At 73.9% G+C, this 20,554-nt stretch carries 18 protein-coding genes and 1 tRNA gene; 10 read left to right on the top strand and 9 right to left on the bottom strand.

The genetic code is table 11. From position 1 onward, the window contains the following. Nucleotides 1-35: 35 nt before the first annotated feature. The 3 genes from ACZ6Y7_RS00385 to ACZ6Y7_RS00395 are packed head-to-tail and all read left to right on the top strand — an operon-like array spanning nt 36 to nt 2,382. Nucleotides 36-1,316 carry a cytochrome P450 gene (locus tag ACZ6Y7_RS00385; RefSeq protein WP_465755653.1) on the top strand — a complete coding sequence of 427 codons (1,281 nt, stop codon included), beginning with the start codon at nt 36-38 and terminating at the stop codon, nt 1,314-1,316. After that, entirely contained in the window at nt 1,313-2,173 is an 861-nt protein-coding gene (locus ACZ6Y7_RS00390; RefSeq protein WP_465755654.1) for a class I SAM-dependent methyltransferase, read from the top strand. Before ACZ6Y7_RS00385 ends, ACZ6Y7_RS00390 begins: the two co-directional genes overlap by 4 nt. A gap of 23 nt (nt 2,174-2,196) precedes the next feature. Next, nucleotides 2,197-2,382, top strand: coding sequence for a hypothetical protein (locus ACZ6Y7_RS00395; protein ID WP_030245889.1), 186 nt, complete (start codon nt 2,197-2,199; stop codon nt 2,380-2,382). 158 nt (nt 2,383-2,540) lie between these two features. On the opposite strand, the gene ACZ6Y7_RS00400 is transcribed toward ACZ6Y7_RS00395, so the two are convergent. The 5 genes from ACZ6Y7_RS00400 to ACZ6Y7_RS00420 all read right to left on the bottom strand — a co-directional run bounded on the left by ACZ6Y7_RS00400 (nt 2,541) and on the right by ACZ6Y7_RS00420 (nt 10,220). Next, nucleotides 2,541-4,547: a carbamoyltransferase C-terminal domain-containing protein gene (locus tag ACZ6Y7_RS00400; protein ID WP_465755655.1), complete on the bottom strand. Its 2,007-nt coding sequence runs from the start codon at nt 4,545-4,547 to the stop codon at nt 2,541-2,543. A gap of 309 nt (nt 4,548-4,856) precedes the next feature. Beyond that, entirely contained in the window at nt 4,857-6,116 is a 1,260-nt protein-coding gene (locus ACZ6Y7_RS00405; protein ID WP_465755656.1) for an ATP-grasp domain-containing protein, read from the bottom strand. A gap of 35 nt (nt 6,117-6,151) precedes the next feature. Next, the gene (locus ACZ6Y7_RS00410; protein WP_465755657.1) at nt 6,152-7,432 is read right to left on the bottom strand and encodes an MFS transporter; all 1,281 of its coding nucleotides are present in this window, start codon (nt 7,430-7,432) and stop codon (nt 6,152-6,154) included. 112 nt (nt 7,433-7,544) lie between these two features. Next, nucleotides 7,545-9,146 (bottom strand): amino acid permease, encoded by a 1,602-nt coding sequence (locus tag ACZ6Y7_RS00415; RefSeq protein ID WP_465755658.1) that lies wholly within the window; start codon nt 9,144-9,146, stop codon nt 7,545-7,547. Nucleotides 9,147-9,377: 231 nt separating this feature from the next. Further along, on the bottom strand, nt 9,378-10,220 hold the full coding sequence (locus tag ACZ6Y7_RS00420; RefSeq protein ID WP_465755659.1) for an AfsR/SARP family transcriptional regulator: 843 nt from the start codon (nt 10,218-10,220) through the stop codon (nt 9,378-9,380). Between the two features lie 448 nt (nt 10,221-10,668). On the opposite strand from ACZ6Y7_RS00420, the gene ACZ6Y7_RS00425 reads away from it, so the two are divergent. Then, complete coding sequence (locus ACZ6Y7_RS00425) at nt 10,669-11,520, top strand: 2OG-Fe(II) oxygenase (protein ID WP_465755660.1); 852 nt, start codon at nt 10,669-10,671, stop codon at nt 11,518-11,520. 49 nt (nt 11,521-11,569) lie between these two features. On the opposite strand, the gene ACZ6Y7_RS00430 is transcribed toward ACZ6Y7_RS00425, so the two are convergent. After that, nucleotides 11,570-12,559, bottom strand: coding sequence for a ScbA/BarX family gamma-butyrolactone biosynthesis protein (locus ACZ6Y7_RS00430; RefSeq protein ID WP_465755661.1), 990 nt, complete (start codon nt 12,557-12,559; stop codon nt 11,570-11,572). Nucleotides 12,560-12,707: 148 nt separating this feature from the next. Here ACZ6Y7_RS00430 and ACZ6Y7_RS00435 point away from each other — a divergent pair, with 148 nt between their 5' ends. Together ACZ6Y7_RS00435 and ACZ6Y7_RS00440 are read left to right on the top strand one after the other, a co-directional pair. Further along, nucleotides 12,708-13,367 (top strand): ScbR family autoregulator-binding transcription factor, encoded by a 660-nt coding sequence (locus tag ACZ6Y7_RS00435; protein WP_465755662.1) that lies wholly within the window; start codon nt 12,708-12,710, stop codon nt 13,365-13,367. Continuing rightward, nucleotides 13,364-14,269 (top strand): NAD-dependent epimerase/dehydratase family protein, encoded by a 906-nt coding sequence (locus tag ACZ6Y7_RS00440; protein WP_465755663.1) that lies wholly within the window; start codon nt 13,364-13,366, stop codon nt 14,267-14,269. Before ACZ6Y7_RS00435 ends, ACZ6Y7_RS00440 begins: the two co-directional genes overlap by 4 nt. 14 nt (nt 14,270-14,283) lie before the next feature. Here ACZ6Y7_RS00440 and ACZ6Y7_RS00445 read toward each other — a convergent pair whose 3' ends face one another. Further along, on the bottom strand, nt 14,284-14,895 hold the full coding sequence (locus tag ACZ6Y7_RS00445) for a TetR family transcriptional regulator (protein ID WP_465755664.1): 612 nt from the start codon (nt 14,893-14,895) through the stop codon (nt 14,284-14,286). A gap of 361 nt (nt 14,896-15,256) precedes the next feature. Here ACZ6Y7_RS00445 and ACZ6Y7_RS00450 point away from each other — a divergent pair, with 361 nt between their 5' ends. Beyond that, nucleotides 15,257-16,420, top strand: coding sequence for an IS701 family transposase (locus tag ACZ6Y7_RS00450; RefSeq protein WP_465755665.1), 1,164 nt, complete (start codon nt 15,257-15,259; stop codon nt 16,418-16,420). A gap of 87 nt (nt 16,421-16,507) precedes the next feature. Next, nucleotides 16,508-17,338: an ATP-grasp domain-containing protein gene (locus tag ACZ6Y7_RS00455; protein WP_465755666.1), complete on the top strand. Its 831-nt coding sequence runs from the start codon at nt 16,508-16,510 to the stop codon at nt 17,336-17,338. A 100-nt stretch (nt 17,339-17,438) separates the two neighbouring features. Here ACZ6Y7_RS00455 and ACZ6Y7_RS00460 read toward each other — a convergent pair. Both ACZ6Y7_RS00460 and ACZ6Y7_RS00465 read right to left on the bottom strand, forming a co-directional pair. After that, nucleotides 17,439-17,511 (bottom strand) — tRNA-Lys (locus tag ACZ6Y7_RS00460). A 48-nt stretch (nt 17,512-17,559) separates the two neighbouring features. Beyond that, nucleotides 17,560-18,357 (bottom strand): nucleotidyltransferase domain-containing protein, encoded by a 798-nt coding sequence (locus ACZ6Y7_RS00465; RefSeq protein ID WP_465755667.1) that lies wholly within the window; start codon nt 18,355-18,357, stop codon nt 17,560-17,562. 113 nt (nt 18,358-18,470) lie between these two features. Between ACZ6Y7_RS00465 and ACZ6Y7_RS00470 the strand changes: the two genes are divergently transcribed. Together ACZ6Y7_RS00470 and ACZ6Y7_RS00475 are read left to right on the top strand one after the other, a co-directional pair. Continuing rightward, nucleotides 18,471-19,685, top strand: a complete 1,215-nt coding sequence (locus tag ACZ6Y7_RS00470) for a DNA glycosylase AlkZ-like family protein (RefSeq protein ID WP_465755668.1) — start codon at nt 18,471-18,473, stop codon at nt 19,683-19,685. Between the two features lie 58 nt (nt 19,686-19,743). Beyond that, complete coding sequence (locus tag ACZ6Y7_RS00475) at nt 19,744-20,505, top strand: SDR family oxidoreductase (protein ID WP_465755669.1); 762 nt, start codon at nt 19,744-19,746, stop codon at nt 20,503-20,505. Nucleotides 20,506-20,554 lie beyond the last annotated feature (49 nt).

Here is a 20,554-nt window from a genome sequence, read left to right on the forward strand (position 1 = left end):
ACACCGTCCCGCCAGGTCCTGCCGAGGACGTCGACATGGCGCTGATGAGGGAGTCGCCGCTCGACTTCATCACCGGCCTGGCCCGCCGCTACGGCGACGTCACCCGCCACCGCGCGGACGGCGAGACCGTCTACCTGCTCAACCGGCCCGAGTACGCCAAGCACGTGCTCAAGGACAACGGTGCCAACTACACCAAGGAGGGCACCCCGGACGACGCCATGCTGCGCCCGCTGCTCGGCAACGGGCTGCTGACCAGCAACGGCGCCGACTGGGCCCGCCAGCGGCACCTCACCGCCCCGGCCTTCCGCCCCAGCGCCGTCCGCACCTTCGACGGGATCGTCACCGAGGCCACCGCCGGCATGCTGGAGCGCTGGCGCCCGTCCGTGGAGTCCGGCGCCCCGCTGGAGGTGGACCAGCACCTCACCGCGCTCACCCTCGGCATCCTCACCCGCGCCATCCTCGGCGCCGACATCGACGGCATCGGCGAGGGCTTCGGCCGCGCGGTGGACGCCGTCAACCGCTGCATCGGCCACTACGTACCGAACCCGGACCCCGACCCGGCCGACACCGCCCGACGGTTCGCCGGCTTCGGCCGCGCCCGGGTCTTCCTCGACACCGTCACCCGCACCCTGATCGCCGCCCGGCGCGCGGGCGGCACCAGCACCGCGGGCGGCGACCTGCTGGACACCATGATGTCCACCGACCACCTGGTCTCCGACGAGGACCTGCGCGACCAGGTGCTGACCATCGTGATGGCCGGCCACGAGACCACCGCCAAGTCGCTGACCTGGACGCTCTACCTGCTCGACCGCCACCCCGAGGAGCTCGCCAAGGTCCGCGAGGAGGTGGACCGCGTCCTCGGCGGCCGCCCGCCGACCGCCGCCGACCTCCAGGACCTCCCGGCCTGCCGCCGGGCGATCCAGGAGGCGATGCGGCTCTACCCGCCGGTCTGGCTGATCTCCCGGCGGGCCGTCGATCACGACGTCATCGGCGGGTACGACGTCGAGCCCGGCACCCTGGTGTGCGTCAGCCAGTGGGTGCTGCACCGCCACCCCGACCACTGGGACGCCCCGGACGCCTACCGCCCGGACCGCTTCGACGGCGCCACCCTGCCCAGCCACCTCTACCTGCCGTTCGGCGGCGGCGACCGGATCTGCGTCGGACAGCACTTCGCGATGCTGGAGGCCGTCCTGGTGCTCGCCACGCTGCTGCAGTCCGTCCGGCTGGAACTGGTCGAGGGCTTCCCGGTGGAGCCCGAGGCCCTGGTCACCCTCCGCCCCAAGCACGGCATGACGATGATCGCGAGGCCCCGATGAGCACGGCCGTCCGTCCCCTCGGCGGGTCCTACGACCCGGCCCGCACCACCGGCGGCGGCCTGTCCGCCGAACTCGACCGGCTGGAGGCGCAGGCCGCGCTCTCCTTCCCCGAGGAGTTGCGCATCCTGCGCGAACTCGGCCTGGAGAGCGGCACCGAGGGCGCGGACCGCACCGTCCTCGAACTCGGCGCCGGCCCCGGCGCGGTGACCCGGCGGCTGCGCGCCGCGCTGCCCGCCGGCACCACCCTGATCGCCGCCGACATCGACGGCGACCTGCTCGCCCACGCGGCCGGCCCCGGCGTCACCCTGCTGGTCGCCGACGGCGCCGACCTGCCGCTGCCGGACGCGAGCGTGGACTTCGTCCTGCTCCGCTACGTCCTCCAGCACGTCCCCGACCCGGCCGCCGTGCTCACCGAGGTCCGCCGGGTGCTGAAGCCCGGCGGCCGGGTCGCCTGCACCGAGGTCGACTCCGCGCTGTGGGGCGCGGCCGAGCCCTCGTACCCCGAACTCGCGGGCGTGCACGCCAAGATGGCCGCCGCCCAGCGCGCCGACGGCGGCGACCGGTCGATCGGCCGACGGCTGCCCCGGCTGCTGCGCGCGGCCGGCTTCGACGAGGTCGTGCTGCGCCCTTTCGCCACCACCAACGACGACCACCCCACCGACGCCTTCGCCCCCCAGCTCGGCCCCCGTCGCCTGGAGCCGCTGGTGGCCAGGGGCGTCCTCTCGCTGGCCGAACTCGCCCTCGCCGCGGACCGCTGGAACCGCTTCCGGTCGGACCCCGACGCCTGGGTGATGCTGCTCGGCCTCACCGCCGCCGCGACCGCACCCGCGGGCCGCGGACCGCAGGAAACCACCTGAGCGCAGCACCGAAAGGAACCGTCATGCACCCGAAGGTCAAGATCTTCATCACCATCTTCTGCTACATCAGCGCCGTGGCCGGGCTCATCACCGCCGTGATGGACGCCAGCCACAAGCCCGCCCAGACCACCGACGCGGTCGTCGCCGGCGTGCTCGGCGTCGCCTTCCTGCTGGGCGGCCTCGCGCTGACCCGGAAGCCGCGCTACTGACGGTGGGGGCCGCACCGGGCGGCTTAGCGGGAACACCGACGGGTCGGGGGGTGAGGCTTCGAAGCCTCACCCCCCGACCCGTTCCCGCCCGGCCGTTCCCTCCCGGCCGTTCCCTCCCGGCCGTTCCCGCCCGGCCGTTCCCGCCCGGGCGGCGCCGCCTAGCGCGAGCGGCGCAGCGGGTTGATCACCCCGAACGCCCCGGTCAGCGTGGACGGGTCGACGAAGGAGCCGCCCGGCCCGTGCGTGCGGCGGAAGTTCTCGACCAGCCCGCGGAACGACGGGTCCACCGTCATCCGGTACGCGGCCAGCAGGTTGACCCGCTCCGGCGTGGACAGCTCCTGCTCGGCGCGCAGCTGGTGGCTGCGCGACAGGTGGTACATGCCCTCGACGGTGTACCCGGCGTCCAGCCAGCCCTGCCACAGCGCGTCGCGGTCCGCCTCCTGCCCGGCGAAGTACTCCAGCGCGCGTCCGCGCGGCTCGGTCGGCGCGGGCGTGGCCGGCACCGGCTCGGCGCGCAGCTCGACCCGCCGCCCGCACAGGTAGAGCACCGGAACGCCCTTGCGGACGCAGAAGTTGAGCGCCTGCGCGGCCTGGTCGACGACCGCCTCGGCCTTGTCGTTGAGCGAGGTGTTGCACAGGATCGGCACCCCGGTCGCGGCCCGGAACGCGTCCAGCGCCCGGTGCAGCCGGGGGTTGGACTCGGCGGTCACCGTCTGGTGCCGGGCCGAGCCGTCCAGGTGGACGATCGCGGGCACCAAGTCCCGCACTTCCGGCCGGACCTGGACCGCCTCCAGCATGTACGGCGACTCGCGGTCCGAGGCGAACCACTCGCCGGTGTGCTCGGCCATCACCATCGGCGCGACCGGGCGCCACCACTGGCGCCGCTTGTACGCGTTCAGCAGGTCCTTGACCTTGAGCGAGCGCGGGTCGCCGATCAGGCTGCGGTGGCCCAGCGCGCGCGGCCCGAGCTCGGCCCGGCCGTCCACCCAGGCGATCACGCCGTCCGAGACGTCGGCGACGAACCGCTCCGCCTCGAAGTCCGTCACCGAGGCGATCCACGGCGCGAACTCGGCCAGCGCCTCCTCGACGTCCCGCACGTCCCGGCCGTAGTACGGCGAGACGATCCGCAGCCCGGACTCCTCCAGCGCGCCGGCCCCGTACAGGCCGAGCAGGCCGAGGCCGATGCCCTGGCCGGAGTCGTTGGCGCACGGCGGGGTGACCAGGCCCTTGAAGCCGAAGCGGTCCATCAGCAGCGTGTTGGTGGGGCAGTTCAGCGCGTAGCCGCCGCTGGTGGACAGGTGGGTGTCCTCGGCGCGGATGCCGCCGACCTCCAGCAGCCGCTCCACGTTGCGGATCGCGACGCCCTCGCAGCAGCGCTGGATGACCTTCATGACCGCGCTGCGCAGGTGGTCCTCGTGGCTGAGCGAGTCGTCCAGCACGGCGCCGGCGAGCTGCTCGTCGGCGGCGGCCACCACCGAGCGGACGAGGTCGTGCGCGGCCTTCCAGGGCTGGGTCGCGGAGCCGCCGAAGAAGGTGACGTCCGCGATCGCGGCCTCGGCGTCGAACTCGATCTCCGCGGTGGAGGCGGAGGCCAGCGCCATCAGCGAGCCGGGCTCCAGGCCGAACACCGTCTCGGCGGCGGTGTACAGCGGGCCGGGGGACTCCACCGGCTCGAAGGTGATCCGCCCCTGCTTCACCACGCAGCCGGCGTACCAGTAGGTGTTCGGGCGGCTCTCCTGCGCGTAGTCGGGCAGCGCGTCGATCGCCATACCGATGATCTGGCCCTCGCGGAACAGCGGGACGTCCCGCAGCACCCCGCTGAACAGGTGCGCCAGGCTGTGCAGCGGGAACTCCTCCGACCCGGCCGGCTTCGGCACCGGCCGCGCCTTCGGCAGCCCCGGCGTGCCCCAGGTCGCCGTCACGTCGTCGAGGGTCAGCCCCTCCTCCGCCAGCAGCGCCGACAGGAAGGCCTCGGCCCGGCCCTCGGTGTACAGCGGCCAGAAGTGGTGCTTCTGCCCGCTGATCCGCTCCAGCTCCCACACCCGCACCAGTTCGACGTCCGCGCCGTCCCGGCGCCACAGCGCGACGTTCTGGTCGTGCCGGACCGAGAAGACCGCACCCGGCCCCGGCGGCGTGAGATAGGCGGAAAGGAAATGCTCGGCCACGGTTACCTCTTTTTCCTCGGTCTGCCCAGAGGAGGTAATTCCGACCCGTTCGCGGGGGGATTTCCCGCACCCCGCCCAGGGCCGGCCGCCCGCCCCCGGCACCAGCGACTACCCGGTCATTCGACCACGCCCGCCGAGGCCCGGTACATACTGAAATCCCCTGTTACGCACGTCCGGGACGCCCGCATACGCATGCGCAGCGCAGCCTTTCCGGCCCCTCCGGCGGAGTTCACCGGAGGGGCAGGAAAGGCCGACGGGCCTCCGGCCGGGGATCCGGCCGCAGGCCCGGGCGCACGGCCGGGAGGCCCGTCACGCGAGCCGGTAGACGTGGTCCTTCAGCTTGGCGAGCCGCTCGTAGTCGGCCGTGAGCTGCTCCTCGCGCTCCGCGGTGAGGTGCGCGCGCAGCGGGCTGGTCAGCAGGTCGACGGTCGGGGTGATGCGCGCCCCGGGCCGGAGCTTCACCGCCAGGCTGAAGACGCTCTCCAGGCCGGCGATCTCGTCGACCACCGACTGGTCGACGGAGGCCACCACGCCCTCGAAGGCGGTGGGGGCGTTGTAGACCGCGGCGGGCCGGAGCTTGCGGTACGTCCGGTCGCCGTACCGCTCGGTGAAGCGCTCCGGCCGGACGTACGCCTCCGCGGTGAGGCCCGCCTGGTTGTGGCCGAGGCAGAGGTCGTGGAAGTCCGCGTGGAGGTTCCCGTTGAGCCGGGTGCCGATCTCCACCAGCACCGGGCCCTCCTCCGTCACGATGACCTCGGCGTGCGCGGGGCCCCAGCGCACGTCCAGGGCCGCCAGCACCTCGTCGATGTACGAGGTGAGCGCCGGGACCAGCTCCCCCTCCGGGTCGGCCAGGAGGTCACGGTTGTAGATGTTCCGGCCGGAGGACAGCAGCGTCTTCTCGTACTCCCAGACGCCGCAGGTGTACCGCTGCCCGTCGCAGCTGACGGTGTCCACGATGTACTCGGTGCCCCGGAGGTAGGACTGCACCAGGATCTCGGTGTTCGAGGCGCCGAAGATGTTCTGCGAGGCGAGGACGGCCTCGGCGGCCGCGAGGACCTCGGCCGCGTCGCGGCAGATCCGCACGCCGTCCGATCCGGCCGAGCTCAGCGGCTTGACCACGACCGGGAAGTCGTCGTGCTCCTGCGCCCACGCGGCCACGGCCGCGGGGTCCGTGCTCTTGAACTGCCGGGCGCAGCGCACCCCGGCCCGGCGGAGCGTCTCGATCATCTCGTACTTGTCGCGCCGGGCCCGGGAGAGCGCGGAGCCGTTGGACGGCACGCCCAGCAGCTCGCCCAGCCGGTCCGCCATCGGCACGGCGCCGTCCTGGCCCGCCACGACGCAGACCGGGGCGTACGCGCGGAGCCGCTCGACGAGGTCCTGCTCGTCGGAGCCGACCACGTTGGCCAGGTAGTCCGCGAAGTTCGGCGGGGCCATCGAGGTGATGAGCTCGGGCGTGCTCTGCACGTGGACGAGGTCGGCGCCGATCCGGGCGAAGGCGGCGGGGTAGAAGTTCCCGGCGGAGTAGCCGTCGACGACGACGGCGACGGGCCTGCGGTCTGCGGAGTTCATGGTCATCCTGTCAACTCGGTTCCCCGGGTGGGGAGTCAGTGGGTGTGCGCGTCGGCGGCAGCGGCGGCGGGACCGGCGGCGGAGGCGGTGCCAGCGGGACCGGCGGCGGAGGCGGCGGGAGCGGCTGGCGAGGCACCGGGCGCCGGATGGAAGCCGGGCATCCCGGCCAGGGCGCGGAAGCCCAGCGTGACGGCGAGTCCGAGGCCGAGGGCGGCGAGCCAGAGGGTGGCGTACCCGTACGAGGTCGCCACGGCGATGCCGACGGGCCCGCCGGCCACGAACGCCGCGTTCCAGGCGAAGAAGAACGACCCCTGGTAGGTGCTGACCCGGCCCGCGGGCGCCCGCTTCGCGACGAAGGTCGCCGAGACCGTCGTCCAGAGCACCTCGCCGAGCGTCCAGATCACCGTGGTGACGACGAACACCGGGACGCCGTGCGCGAACACGTTGAGTCCGAAGCCCACCGCGACCAGGCCGCTGGCCAGCATGATCGGCACCACCTCGGGCATGCCCGCGATGACCCGGGGCACCAGCGGCAGCAGGACCACGGAGAGCACCGCGTTGACGGCGAGCACCAGCCCGATCCGGCCCGGGCCCAGCCCCTCGGCGCGCATCCCCAGCGGGAGCGTCGAGTTCACCTGGAGGTAGACGCAGGCCATCAGGAAGGTGAGCGACAGGAAGACCAGCATGACCCGGGAGCGGAAGGGCTCGGCGACACCCCGGACGGCGGCGCGCAGCACCGAGGTGTCGTCCGGGCCGGCCGTCCGCCGGGCGTCGTCGGCGGGGAGCGCGCAGACCAGCAGGGCGTAGAGGCCGCTGCACGCCGCCCAGACGACGAACAGCGCCGACGGGCAGGCCGCCAGCAGGACGCCGGAGAGCACCGGCCCCAGGGACATCCCGACGTTGAACCCCACCATGTAGAGGCTGTAGGCCCGGGCGAAGTCCTCCGGCGGCACGATCTTGGCGATCAACCCGGCGCCGGCCGGGCGGTCCACGGCGGACAGGAAGCCGGTGAGCAGCGAGAGCAGGCAGAGCATCGACTCGTTGCTCGTCGCGAGGAACGCCAGGGCCGTGGCGGCTGCGAGCGGTTGGGCCGCGATGATGGTGCGCCGGGGGCCGACGGCGTCCGCGACGGCACCGCCCACCAGCCCGGAGGCGACGACGCCCGCTCCGAAGAGCCCGACGATGACGGGCGTCGTCCGGGAGTTCACCAGCTCGCCCTGCTCCAGGTAGAGCACCAGGAAGGCGGGGGCGAGCGTGCCGATCCGGTTGCACGCTTGTCCGAGCCACAGCAGCCAGAACGCTTTCGGGAGGCGCATCGATTCACAGCCTGTTCGTTGGTCGGGTCCCGGTCGGGATCTCGTTTCGGTCGGTCCGCCTCGGGCCCCGGCGTCGGGGGTGGGGGGCCGGCGGCGGGGCACCGGGGCGCGGCTACACCGCCGCGGGGGCGTCCGGCACCCACTCGTCCCGGGTGGCGTCCGCCGGAGCGGAGTCCGGCCGGGAGGCCGAACCGGGGACGGGGGCGGAGTCCGGCCGGGAGGCCGGAGCGGGCTCGGCCGGCCCGGTGGTCGGGGCGAGGCGGCTGTGGCGCCGGCCGTACGCCGCGTACAGCACCAGGCCGACGGCGAGCCAGACGACGAAGGTCACCCAGGTCAGCAGTTGGAGGTTGAGCATCAGGTACAGGCAGGCGACGAAGGAGACGCCCGGCAGCAGCGGGACCAGCGGCACCCGGAAGGGCCGGGCCAGGTCGGGGCGGGTGCGGCGCAGGACCACGACGCCCACCGAGACCAGCATGAAGGCGAAGAGGGTGTCGATGTTCACCAGGTCCGCCAGCACCCCGATGTCGACGAAGCCCGAGAGCACGGCCATGACGGCGCCCAGCACCAGCAGGCTGCGGTGCGGGGTGGCGAACCGGGGGTGGACGGCGGCGAAGGCGGGCGGCAGCAGCCGGTCCCGGCTCATCGCCAGCAGCACCCGGCTCTGCCCCCGGATGCTCACCATGCAGACGGTCACCAGGCCGACGACCACGCCGACGCTGATCAGACCCGCGACGGCCGGCTGTCCGACGGCCTTGAAGGCGTCGGCCACCGGCGCCTCCACCGAGAGGTCCCGGTAGGACTGCATGCCGGTGATGACCAGGCTGACGGCCACGTACAGCACGGTCACCACCGCGAGGGATCCGAGCAGTCCGATCGGCAGGTCCCGCTGCGGCTTGCGGGTCTCCTCGGCGGAGGTCGCGACGACGTCGAACCCGATGTACGACACGAACACCATGGCGGCGGCGGTCACCACGCCGCTGACGCCGAAGGCGGACGGGACCCCGCCGCCGAGCCACTGCAGGAGCGGCTGACTCATCCCCGAAGCCGCCTCGCTGGGCTCCGAACTCGGCACGAACGGGGTGTAGTTGGAGGCGCTGACGAAGAAGACGCCCACGCCGACGACCACCAGCACGACGACGAGCTTCACGGCGACCAGCGCCCGGGTGGCGCTCTTGGAGACCGAACCGCCCACCACCAGCACGCCGACCAGCACGACGATCAGCAGCGCGGCCGGCAGGTTGACCACGGACCCCTCACCACCGCTGAGCGCGGCCGGCAGGTGGACGCCGACGCTGTCCAGCATCGACTGCAGGTACCCGGACCAGCCCACGGCCACCACGCAGGCGGAGAGCGTGAGTTCGAGCATCATGGCCCAGCCGATGACCCAGGCCGCGGTCTCGCCCAGGGTGGTGTAGGCGAAGGTGTACGCCGAGCCCGCCACCGGCAGCGACGAGGCCAGCTCCGCGTAACAGAGCGCGGCGCAGCCGCAGATGACCGCCGCCAGCACGAAGGAGAGGGCCACCGCGGGACCGGCCATCTGCTTGGCCACCTGTCCGGTGAAGACGAAGATCCCGGTACCCAGCACCATGCCGACGCCGGTCACGACGAGGTCGAACCAGCCCAGGTCCCGGCGCAGCCGTCCGCCGCCCTCGGTACTCCGCAGATCCTGGAGGGTCTGCTCGACTGTTTTTATTCGCACGGTAATCCGTCCCATTGCGGAGAACCGGCACAAGGAGATCCGGCTCAGTAAAGGAGTTCCGGGACACCGTACTGGCCGGTGCGGTGGCACGCCTAGCCCGGACAGCCTTTCCCGGGCCGTTTTTCAGCGGATCGACGGAGCCGCTTTGGCGGCGCTTTAGCGGGTTTTCCCGGGAATGCCGGACAAGGCCCGCCGGAAATCCGGCAGGCCTTGCCACCATTCACTTCTGATCTTTTCGACGGGCGTTCACACCGCAGGGGCGAAGAGGCCGTCCTTGCGTTCTTCGAGCCATTTCTCGCGATTGAGGATCGCGCGGTGCAACCGGTTGAGCCGATGGCCCGGATCCATGCCGAGCCGGTCGACGAGGGCCCGGCGCAGACCGTTGTAGGCGGCCAGCGCCTCGGCCGCCCTTCCGTTGCGGTAGAGCGCGGTCATCAGGAGGCCCTGGATCTTTTCCCGCTCGGGGTACCGGAGCGCGAGCGCGCGCAATTCGCTGAGCGCCGAGAGTTCCCGGCCGAGCAGGAGGTCGATCTCCAGCTTCCGCTCGCCGGCCGCCATCCGGGCCTCGTCGAGCACCACGCCCAGCTCGCCCAGCGCGGTGACGTCCCGCAGGTCGGCCAGGGCCGGCCCGCGCCACAGCGCGAGCGCCTGCCGCAGGTGCCGGGACTCCTGCTCCAGGGCGGCCCGGTCCTCCGGGTAGGCGGCGCCCTGGTCCCTGGTGAGCCGGCGGAATTCGCGCAGGTCGAGGGCGTTCTCACCGAGGTGCAGGACGTAGCCGGGGAGGCTGGTGGAGAGGCTCCCGCCGTCGCACCCGGTCTCCCCCAGGTGCTTGCGCAGCTTGGAGACGTACACCTGGAGCGCGGCGCGGGCGGTGGCGGGGGCCCGGCCGTCCCAGAGCAGGTGCACCAGCTCGTTGACCGAGAGGCACTGGCCGTGCTGGGACACCAGCAGCGCGAGCAGCGCCCGCTGCTTCAGCGGCCGGGGCGTGCAGGCGGTCCCGCCGCGGGCCACGACCTCGAAATGGCCGAGTACCCGGAATTCCAGATAGGACGCGCCCGGCATTTCCGGGCGGTGCGGTTCGGATGACATCGGACCCCTCGTCGAGCTCGGAAAGCGTCGTCCTCCCCGGACGGTTCCCAACACCGTGAACGTACCTCGTGGCGGAGTCCGGATCCACCGGCTCCGGCCGGCCTCCGGACGTCGGACCGAGGCGCCGCAAGGGAAATGCGGCCGACCGGGACCGGCACCCCGCCACGACTTTGGCAACTCCCCTCCCCCCGCCCGGCCGGAACGCCGGCGCCGGGCCCGCCGACGGTCCCGGCGACGTCCCGCCGAAGTTCCCGGCGACGGGTGCGCGGGGGCGAATCCAAAGAACCGCCAAAGCGCCGCGGAAGCCCGGTATTCACGCGGGTTTCCGGGCCGTGCGGCGGCATTCCGGCCTGTCCTACGATCTTGGCGACCGATCACCGGCCGACCGTTCTCCACCGGTTTTCCCCGGCCGAGGACCCGCCGGAATCCCACGGAAAAGGACCCGCACATGCTCACTGCCGCCGACCCCGTCATTTCGCCCTTCGGCGAGCTGGCGAACCCCCGCGTCATCGAGGCCGACCGGATCAACCGCGCGGACCTCCTCGACCTGGCCCACGGCGAGGCCATCGCCATCGTCGTCCGGGACTACTGCCCGCAGGACCTCTGCGAGCGGGCCACCGAGCAGCTGATGCGCGACCGCCTCTACGGCGAGTACGCGAACGTTCCCGGCGTCCACAAGTGGGGCCTGAACACCTACGAGGGCCTGTCGAGCGAGGAGCGCGAGAAGCGCTACTTCTCCGAGGCGGTCGACGCCGTGCAGTCGCTGCGCTCCGCCTGGTCCCCCTACCTCTCCCCGATCGACCGGCTGCGCCTGGAGCTCCAGGAGGGGTGGCCGGGCGGCGCCAACATGGAGCACCTGGACGGCAACCCGCTCTTCGTCGGCCAGGCCCGGGTCTTCCAGGAGGGCAACGGCGCCATCCCGCACCAGGACTTCCTGTCCTGGGAGCTGGAGGACCTGCGCCGCGCCGCCCGGGTCGACGGCAAGCCCGAGCTGCTGACCCAGATGACCGCCAACCTGTACCTGCAGACCGCGGAGGAGGGCGGCGAGCTGGAGCTGTGGTCCCGCGGCTACGAGCACGCCGAGTACGACGCGCTGCGCATCACCGCCGACAGCTACGGCCTCAACCGGGAGCTGATCCCCGAGCCCACCGTGGCGCTCAAGCCGTCGGCCGGCATGCTGATCCTCTCCCACGCGTCCCGAATCCACGCGGTGCGTCCGTCCAAGGGGCGCGACCGCGCCGCGGTGAGCTTCTTCATCGGTGTGCGCGGCACCGAGCAGCCCCTGACCTACTGGAGCTGACCCGCCGCGAGCGCAGGGGGGCGGTCGGACCGGGCCGCCCCCTGCCGCCCTACGCCGCGCCGCCGGTCGGGGCGGCGGCCGCAGTCACGGCCGCAGCACCGCTCGCGGTCACGGGCAGGGCCGCAGCACCGCTCGCGGTCACGGTCGCGGTGAACACCTCCTGGCCGTGCTGCGAGGCGGTGACCCGGACGGCGGTGCCCTCCGGTCGGACCCCCAGCACCTCGGACTCGACCCAGCACGGCGCGTCGAGCTCGACGTAGCGGTGGAAGGCGCTCTCCATGCCCGTGACGCGCACCGGGTGCGGGTGCAGCGCCTCGTGCGCGGCCTGGCGGGCCGCCTCCAGCAGCAGCATGCCCGGCGCGTGGTCGACCGGGTGGTCGAAGAGCACCGGGTGCCCGAGGTCGACGCGCAGCTGGAACCGGTGGGCCCGGTCGCTGGGCGAGAGGACCACGTCCGCGAAGCCGCTCCGGCCCACCCGCCGCGCCGAGGCCGGCGGCGCCAGCGGGACGCACCCGGCGATCGCCTGCTCCAGGTCCGCGTACTTGCCGCGCAGGCGGGCGTAGAGCTTCGGCGCCTGGTTGGTGAAGCGGGTGCTCGCGGTGCCGAGGGGCGCGCCGTCACGGGTGAGCTCGATGTCCATGCGCAGCGCGGCGAGCCGTCCCGCGCGCCGTGTCACCTCGCCGCACCGCACCCGCAGCTCGACCTCGGCCGGGACCATGGCGCAGGACAGGGCGTCGGAGTCGACCGTCCAGCTGAGGTCCTCCCAGATCTGGCGGTGCCCGAACGGGACGTCGTAGCCCAGGTGGCTGATCAGCGGAACGGCCTGACGGACGGTCTCGACCAGGAGCATCGGGTCGTGCCGGCCGTCCGACACGCCGTAGTAGCTGTGGGCGCGCGGCCACTGCGCGGCGATCCGGAAGGAGTCGTCGCCGAGCGCGTTCCAGCCGGTGAGCAGGACTTCGCTCTGGGCCGCCTTGTGCACGTACTGGCGCGGGATGGCGGTGGCCGTGGCCGGGTGCTGCGCAGTGAGGACAAGCATGGGTTGGTCTCCCCCGGGAAGCGTCGACGCGGAAAAGGGCCGTCCACGGGTGGTGGCGGACGGCTGTGGTCCTGGTCAGGACTGCGGTGGTTTGTCGCGCTGCCGGTAAGATAAAGAACGATCGTTTTTTTGTCGAGAGGTGGCCGGCATGGTGCGCGAACCCGGGGACCAGAGCGAACGAACGCTGCAGAAACGGGCATTGCGGACACGGGAGAACATCCTGCGCGCCGCAGCGGAGGTGTTCGACGAGTACGGCTTCAGCGGCGCCTCCGTCACGAAGATCACCCGACGGGCGAAGGTCACCCAGGGAGCCGTCTACTTCCACTTCGGCTCGAAGGAGGGACTCGCCCGGGCCGTGATGATCGGCCAGGGCGACGACCTGGAACTGCCCGGGGGCACCGACGGCCTGCAGCGGCTGATCGACATCACCCTCTACCTGGCCGAGCAGCTGCAGACCAACCCCGTGCTCCGCGGCGGCGTGCGACTCGCCGTGGAGCAGGGCGAGTTCGGGCTCCGCGACGACCAGGCCTACCAGCAGTGGGTCGAGGTCTTCCGGGAACAGTTCACCGCCGCGCGGGAGCGCGGCGAGCTGCGGCCCGCCGTCGACGTGGGCGATCTGTCCTGGCTGCTGGTGAGCTGCTTCTCGGGCACCCAGCTCTTCTCCCAGATCTCGACCGACCGCGCCGACCTGCCGCAGCGGATCGTCCTGCTGTGGCACTACCTGCTGCCCGGGATCGCCGTCGACGAGGTCCGCCGGTCGCTGCGCGTCGAGCCGCGGACCGGCGCGGGCGGGACGCCCGAACGGTGAGGGTCACCCTGCTCGGCGCCACCGGCTTCGTCGGGTCCGCCGTCCTGCGCGAGCTGACCGGATCGGGCGCCCTGGTCCGGGCGGTGGCCCGCCAGGTGCCGGCGCGCACCGGCGACGGCCCGGTGGAGTGGGTGCGGGCCGACCTCGCCGAGCCCGGGTCCCTGCACGGCCTGTGCGACGGCAGCGAGGTGCTCCTGCAGTTCGCCTCCTACATCGGGCCGGACGAGGAGCGCTGCCACGCCGTCAACGTCCGCGGCACCCACGCCGCGGTCGCCGAGGCACGACGCGCCGGAACGCCCCGGATCGTGCTCCTGTCGACGGCCGCCGTGTACGGCGCCGGCCCCCACCGCGGGCTCGCGGCCGGGGAGTTGGCGCCCGACCCGGTCTCGGCGGTCAGCCGCAGCCGCCTGGCCGCCGAGGAGCCGGTGCTGGCCGCCGGGGGCACGGTGCTCAGACCCGGGCTGATCCTCGGCCCCGGTGACCGCTGGGTGGTCCCCGCGCTCCAGGACGCCGTCCGGCGCGTCCCGGCCCACTGGGACGCCGGACGCGCCCTGCTCTCCCTCGTCCACGTCGCGGACCTCGCCCGGCTGACCGCCGGGATCGCCACGGCCCCTGGGCCGGGCGCCCACCCGAGCGGCGTGTACGACGCGGGCCACCCCGCCCCCGTCACCCTCCGGGACCTGATCACCGCGCTCGCCCGGAACGGCCTGCTGGACCTGCCGGAACGGTCCTGGACCCTGGCAGAGTGCCTGGCCGCCCTCTGCGGCACCGCGGGGCGGGTGACGGAGCGCCAGTTCCGGCTGTTCGCCGAGGACCACTGGTACCGCAGCGACGCGGTGTGGGCCACGGCCGGCGTCGACCCGGGGCCCGGACCCCTCACCCGACCGCTCCTGGCGGACTGAGGCCCGGGGCGGGCTCAGTCCGCCCCGGGTCCCCGGTCGGCCATGCCCGGCTGCGTGATCTGCCACAGCCGCGCCAGGTGGGCGGCCCCGGACCCGCCGTCGGCGCGGCCCTGGTCGTCCGAACCCTCGACGTGCATCCCGATGCTCCGGATGAACAGCGCGGCGAGATCCGCGGTGCCGGCGGCCGACACCGCGCCGGGCAGGTCGCCGCCCTGGTACGCCTCCTGCGCCAGCCGTCGCACCACGGGCCACCAGGTCTCCCGCCAGCGCCCGGCGTCCCCGACCGCGTCGTCCCGCTCCAGCCGCGCCGCGCACCGTACGGCCACGTCGGCGTCGGCCGCCCGCGCCAGCCCCAGGACGACGGCGGTGAGCCGCCGCAGCGGAGGGCCTTCGGTGGCGGCCGCCCGGTCGACCACCGCGCGACCGGCCTCGACCGCCCGGTCCACCACGGCGGACGCCAGGTCGGCCTTGGAATCGAAGTGGAACGTCACGGCGCCGACCGAGGTCCCGGCGGCCTTGCTGATCCGGCTCAGCGCCGCACCGGCGTACCCTTCGCGCGCGAACTCGCCCGCGGCCGTCTCGATGAGCGCCGCGCGGGTGCGCTGCGCTCTGTCCTGTTTGGTCATGCTCCCCTTCTCGCGACGGCCGGGCCACCGGCGGGATCACCGGCCAGCTTGGCATCCGATCGCCCGCTGTTGAAGGGGCACTTGCCACAAACGCATTCCGTTTCCGTCGCGGCCCGACACCGACCCGGGCCCCCGGCCCTCCCCGGCGGCCCGCCTCCCCTTCCATACGCCCCGTCCCTCCCCGGCGCCCGAGCCCCACGCCGCCTCGGCCCGGCCAAGCGCGAGCCCACCCTTCCCAGATGCCCCCGCCCCGTCCCGCCTCGCCCCGAGCGCCCCTCCCCTTCCCCCTTCTCTCGCCCCGGGCTGGAAAAAAAAGAGAGCGTTATGTATTTTTCTTCCCGTCACCGGGAGGAGCACCACCATGGCCACGCACGTCGTGACACCGCTGCCGGCCCGCCGGGGCGACGAAGCGCTCGCGTCCTTCGCGCAGGAGCTGTTCGCCGCACTGCCCCGGGCCGATCAGCGCCGCTGGGCGCGGGTCTACCTGGAAGGGCTGCTGTCCGCACCGGGCACGAAGTCCATCCGCCACCTGGCGGCCGCCACCGGCAGTCCGGCGGCCGCGCTGTCCCTGCAGCAGTTCGTGAACGCGAGCCCCTGGGACTGGCGACCGGTGCGCACCGCACTGCTGACCTGGGCGGAGCGGCGGGCCGAGGCCGACGCGTGGACCGTCGCGCTCACCGCCGTGCCCAAGCGCGGCGAGCACTCGGCCGGTGTGCACCGCCGCTTCGTCCCCGCCCTGGGCCGCACGATCAACTGCCAGGCGGGCGTGGGCGCGTTCCTGTCCGGCCCGGACACCCGGGTGCCGGTCGACTGGCGGCTGCTGCTGCCCGGCCGGTGGAGCGAGGACGAGGACCTGCGGACCCGCACCCGCATCCCGGCCCACCACCGTGACCGCCCGCTCACCGCGCAGGTCCTCGACCTGGTCGACTCCCTGGCGGCGGCGAGCCGCACGGCCCCGCTGCCCGTGGTCACCGACGTGAGTCACGAGCGGGACGCCGGACGCCTGGTGCGGGAGCTGTCCCGCCGCGGGCACGACTACGTCGTCGCCGTCCCCGCCGCCCTGCCGCTGGCGCCGTACCTGCCCGGCGACCTCTCCGGCGGCCTGGTCGGCGCGGGCGCGCTGCTGGAGCGGTCCGGCAGCGCCGTCCTCGCGCTGCGGCCCGCCGGGGACGGCCCGGAGCGGGGCGTCCGCGTGCCGACCTGCCTGGTGCGGCTGCCGGGGCTGCCCGCCACGCGGGCGGTCCACCGGCTGTTCGCCCCGTACGACGCCGCGAGCCGCCGGGTCACCGGCGTCTGGATCACCAACCTGGCCCAGGAGCGCGTGCAGCGGCTGCTGGCCCTCTCCTCCCGGCACGACCCCGCGGCCACCCCGGGCGCGCCCGCGGACGACTTCGGGCTCGGGGACTTCGAGGGCCGCTCCTACCCCGGCTGGCACCACCACACGACCCTCGCCTCGGCCGCCTGCGCCTTCCACCACCTCGCGGGGGCGCGCGACGGGGTGGTCCCGGCGGCCTCGGCCGCGTGAGGCCCGGAGCCGGCGGCCGCCCCGGGCCGTCAGCGGGCGGTCCGGCCCGGCGGGTAGGTTGGGCGGCAGCCGAACCCCGGGAGAGCGATGTCGTCCGTCAAGCCCCGCGTCCTGTTCGTCACCGACCTGGCCTACGAGGCCCGCGGCCGTCGGTACGGCGACGAGGACGTCTTCCTCACCTCCAGGCTCCGTGAGGACTTCGACATCGCGCTCTGCCACCCGCTGGACGCGGCCGCGCTGATGGACTCCTTCGACCTGGTCGTCGTCCGGAACAGCGGGCCCGTGCTGAACTACCCCGCCGCGTACGAGGAGTTCCGCGCCCTGGCCGTGCGGAAGGGCGTGCGCGTCTACAACCAGCTCACCGGCAAGGCCGACATGGCGGGCAAGCAGTACCTCGTCGACCTCAGCGCCGCGGGCTACCCGGTGATCCCGACCGCCGACGACCGCGCCGGGGCGGACCGGCTGCCGGAGGCGGAGGCGTACGTGGTCAAGCCCAAGGCCGGGGCGGACTCGCTCGGCCTGCGCGTCACCACCCGGGACCGCCTGGCCGACCTCGACTACGGCGACGTCCTCGTCCAGCCGCGCGTCGACTTCCGCTACGAGGTCTCCTTCTACTTCGTCGACGACGCCTTCCAGTACGCCCTCCACGCGCCCGACCCGGACCGGCGGTGGGAGCTGGAGCCGTACCGGCCCACCGGGGACGACCTGGCCTTCGCGCGGCGCTTCGTGGACTGGAACGCGATCGACCACGGCATCCAGCGCGTCGACGCCTGCCGCACCCGGGACGGCCGGCTGCTGCTGGTCGAGTTGGAGGACCTCAACCCGTACCTGTCGCTGGACCTCCTCTCCGCCGAGGACCGCGAGGCCTTCGTGACGGCCCTGAAGGCGGCGCTGCACCGGTTCGCCGCCAAGCCCTGACGAAAAGCCCTGACGAAAAGCCCCGCGCCGGCGCACCGGCGAACCGGCGGCGGTGACGGCGGAGGCCGGATCAGCGGGTGGCTGATCCGGCCTCGACCGGTGGGGCACCAGGGGCTCGAACCCTGAACCTACGGATTAAAAGTCCGCAGCTCTGCCAATTGAGCTAGTGCCCCGCGGCCCCGGATGCCGAGTGGTGCCTGGCGGGAAGGGCCACGGCGATCCTACCCGGTGGCGCCCAGGGCTCCGCCAGTGGATTGCGCGGGCGCGCCGGTCGCGTGGAGCGCTCCTTGAGGCGGGGTGTAGTGGGCGGCGCGGACGCGGCGCAGCCAGGCCTCGACGGGGCGCGGGTCGGGGGCCGCGGGCAGGACTCCGGGGCCGGTCAGCCGGTCGGCGGCCTCGGCGAGCAGGGGCTCGGCGACGGCGGGCCGGTCGGCGATGCGTTCGCCGAGTTCGCGGATCCGTTCGGGGTCGGGCAGCCGGATCGGGTTGCGGCCGGTCTCGTGCAGCCGGACGGCCTGCTCGACCAGCCGGACCAGGTGCCGGGCGTGCTTGGCGGCCCGGCGGCGGGTGGCCGGGTCGGTGGTGTCGCGGGTCAGCAGCTTGCGGAACTGCTGGTCGGCGTACCCGAGATAGGCCTTCCGCACGGCCGGCGCGCTGAGGAAGGCGGTGCGGATGCCGATCAGTTCCTCGCCGAGCGGGGTGCGGACCTCGTACAGGTCGTCCGGCAGCCAGACGAGTTCGGAGGCGGTCGGGTTGCAACTCAGCGCGAGCCGGCACCACTTGGCGGCCTCGTGCAGGGTGAGGTCCGGCTCGGTGCTGACGTGCGACTCGGCCGGGCGCCGCAGGCCGTGCAACTCCTCGGTGGGGGTGGCGAACAGGCCCAGCCGGTCGACGTCGGAGCCGGCGTGGGCGAAGCCGTACGCGGTGGAGCCGACGATGCCGGAGAGCAGGACGGTGCCGGGCGCATGGCCGAGCACCGGGGCGGCGCCGAGAGCGGGCGCGGCGGCGGGGGCGGGCATGGGCAGTCTCCTCCCGGAGGCGTCGGGGCGTGAGCCCGCATCCTCTCCGGAACGGGCCGCGCCGGGCGAGCGAATTCCGCTGCCGGGCCCGCCCGGCCGCCGATACTGGGCCCATGGAGCACGATCCCCACGTGGAAGCGGTGGCAGCCGTCGGCGTCGAGAAGCTGCGCGCCTGGTGGTCGCACCGGCAGTGGCTGGACCGCCCGCACACCGGGGCGTCCGCCGCCGAGGTGCTCGCCGCCACCGGCTGGGCCCGTTCGGTGGGCGGCGCGGCTCCGTACCTGGGCCTGTTCGCCCGGGCCGGGCTCGGCCGTGCGGCGGTGGACGCGGCGGTGGCCCGGCTGGAGGTGCACGAGCTGCCGTCCGCGCGGGGCTGCACCTACGTGCTACCGGCCGCCGACTTCGCGCTCGGGCTGGCGGCCGGCGCGGCCGCCCCGGTGGGCGAACTGGCCGCGGCGGAGAAGCACCTGGGGGTCGGCCGGGACGAGGTGGAGAAGCTCTGCCTGGCCATCGAGCGGGTGCTGTCCGAGGACGAGCCGCTGGACCCGACCACGATCCGGGAGGCGGTCGGCGACGCGGTCCGCCCGCTCGGCGAGGCGGGCAGGAAGCGCGGCCTCGCCACCACCCTGCCGCTCGCCCTCGGGCTGATGCAGTCGCGCGGCCGGATCCGCCGGGTGCCCGTCAACGGCCGTCTGGACCAGCAGCGTTACGGCTACGTCGGCTGGGACCAGCCCGTCGCGGGGGACGCCGTCGACCTCGCCCGCCGCTACCTCTCCTGGGCCGGCCCGGCCACCCTCAAGCACTTCCGCTGGTTCTCCGGCTTCACCGCCGCCACCGCCCGCCGGGCCGTCGCCGAGGCCGGCGCGGTCCCGCTCGCACCCGGCTCCGAGTTCCTTCTCCCGCCCGAACTCGTCGACGAGTTCACCGAGTTCACGGCGCCGAGGGAGCCGCACTACACCCTGCTCGCCGGCATCGACGGCATCCACCTGCTGCACCGCGACCTGCCCCGGCTGCTCGACCCCGCCGACGCCGCCCGCCCGCTGCCCGCCGGCCGCACCGGCCGCACCTTCGGCACCGAGGCCGACCCGCAGACCCACGTGGTGCTCGACCGCGGCCGCATCGTCGGACTCTGGGAGTACGACACCGGGCGGGCCGAGATCGTCCTGCTGCCCTTCGTCCCGCTCGACGACGCCCTGCGGGCCGCCGTGGCCCGCACCGAGGCGTTCGTCCGCGAGGAACTCGGCGACGCCCGCGGCTTCAGCCTCGACTCCCCGAGGAGCCGGGCACAGAGGATCGCCGCGCTGCGGGCGGCCGCGGCGTCCGGCTGAGGCGGGCGGCTGAGGCGTGCCGACATGACGTCCCCGACGCGCGGGTAGCCTACGGACCATGTCCACCGCCCCCACCGATGAGGTCCTGATCGTCACCGGCGCCGGCCGCGGCATCGGTGCCGCCACCGCCCTGCTGGCCGCCCGGCGCGGCTACCGGGTCTGCGTCAACTACCGTACGGACGAAGCCTCGGCGGCCGCCGTCGTGGACGCGATCCGGGCCGAGGGCGGCACCGCCATCGCCGTGCGCGCCGACGTCAGCGGCACGGCCGGGGTGGAGCGGCTGTTCGCCACCGTGGACGCCGAACTCGGCCCGCTCACCGGCCTGGTGAACAACGCCGGCACGCTGGAGAAGCAGTGCCGCCTGGAGGATATCGACGAGGCCCGGCTGACCAGGATCTGGGCCGCCGACATCACCGGCCCGTTCCTGTGCGCGGCCCAGGCCGTCCGCCGGATGTCCACCCGGTACGGCGGGCGCGGCGGCGCCATCGTCAACGTCTCCTCGGCCGCCTCCCGGATCGGCGCGCCCCACGAGTACGTCGACTACGCGGCCGCCAAGGGCGCGCTGGACTCGATGACCCGCGGCCTGGCCCTGGAGGTCGCGGCGGAGGGGATCCGGGTCAACGCGGTGCGCCCCGGGCTGATCCACACCGACATCCACGCGCTCGGCGGCGAGCCCGGGCGGGTCGACCGGATCGCCCCCGGCCTGCCGATGCGCCGTGGCGGGCAGCCGGAGGAGGTCGCCGAGGCGATCCTCTTCCTGCTCTCCCCGGCCGCCTCGTACACCACCGGGGCGTTCCTGGAGGTCTCCGGCGGACGCTGACGGCCGAGCCGCACCGCTCCGGGGACCGGTTTCGGACAGCGTCGCCCCG

This window comes from Kitasatospora sp. NPDC053308 (assembly GCF_055585785.1).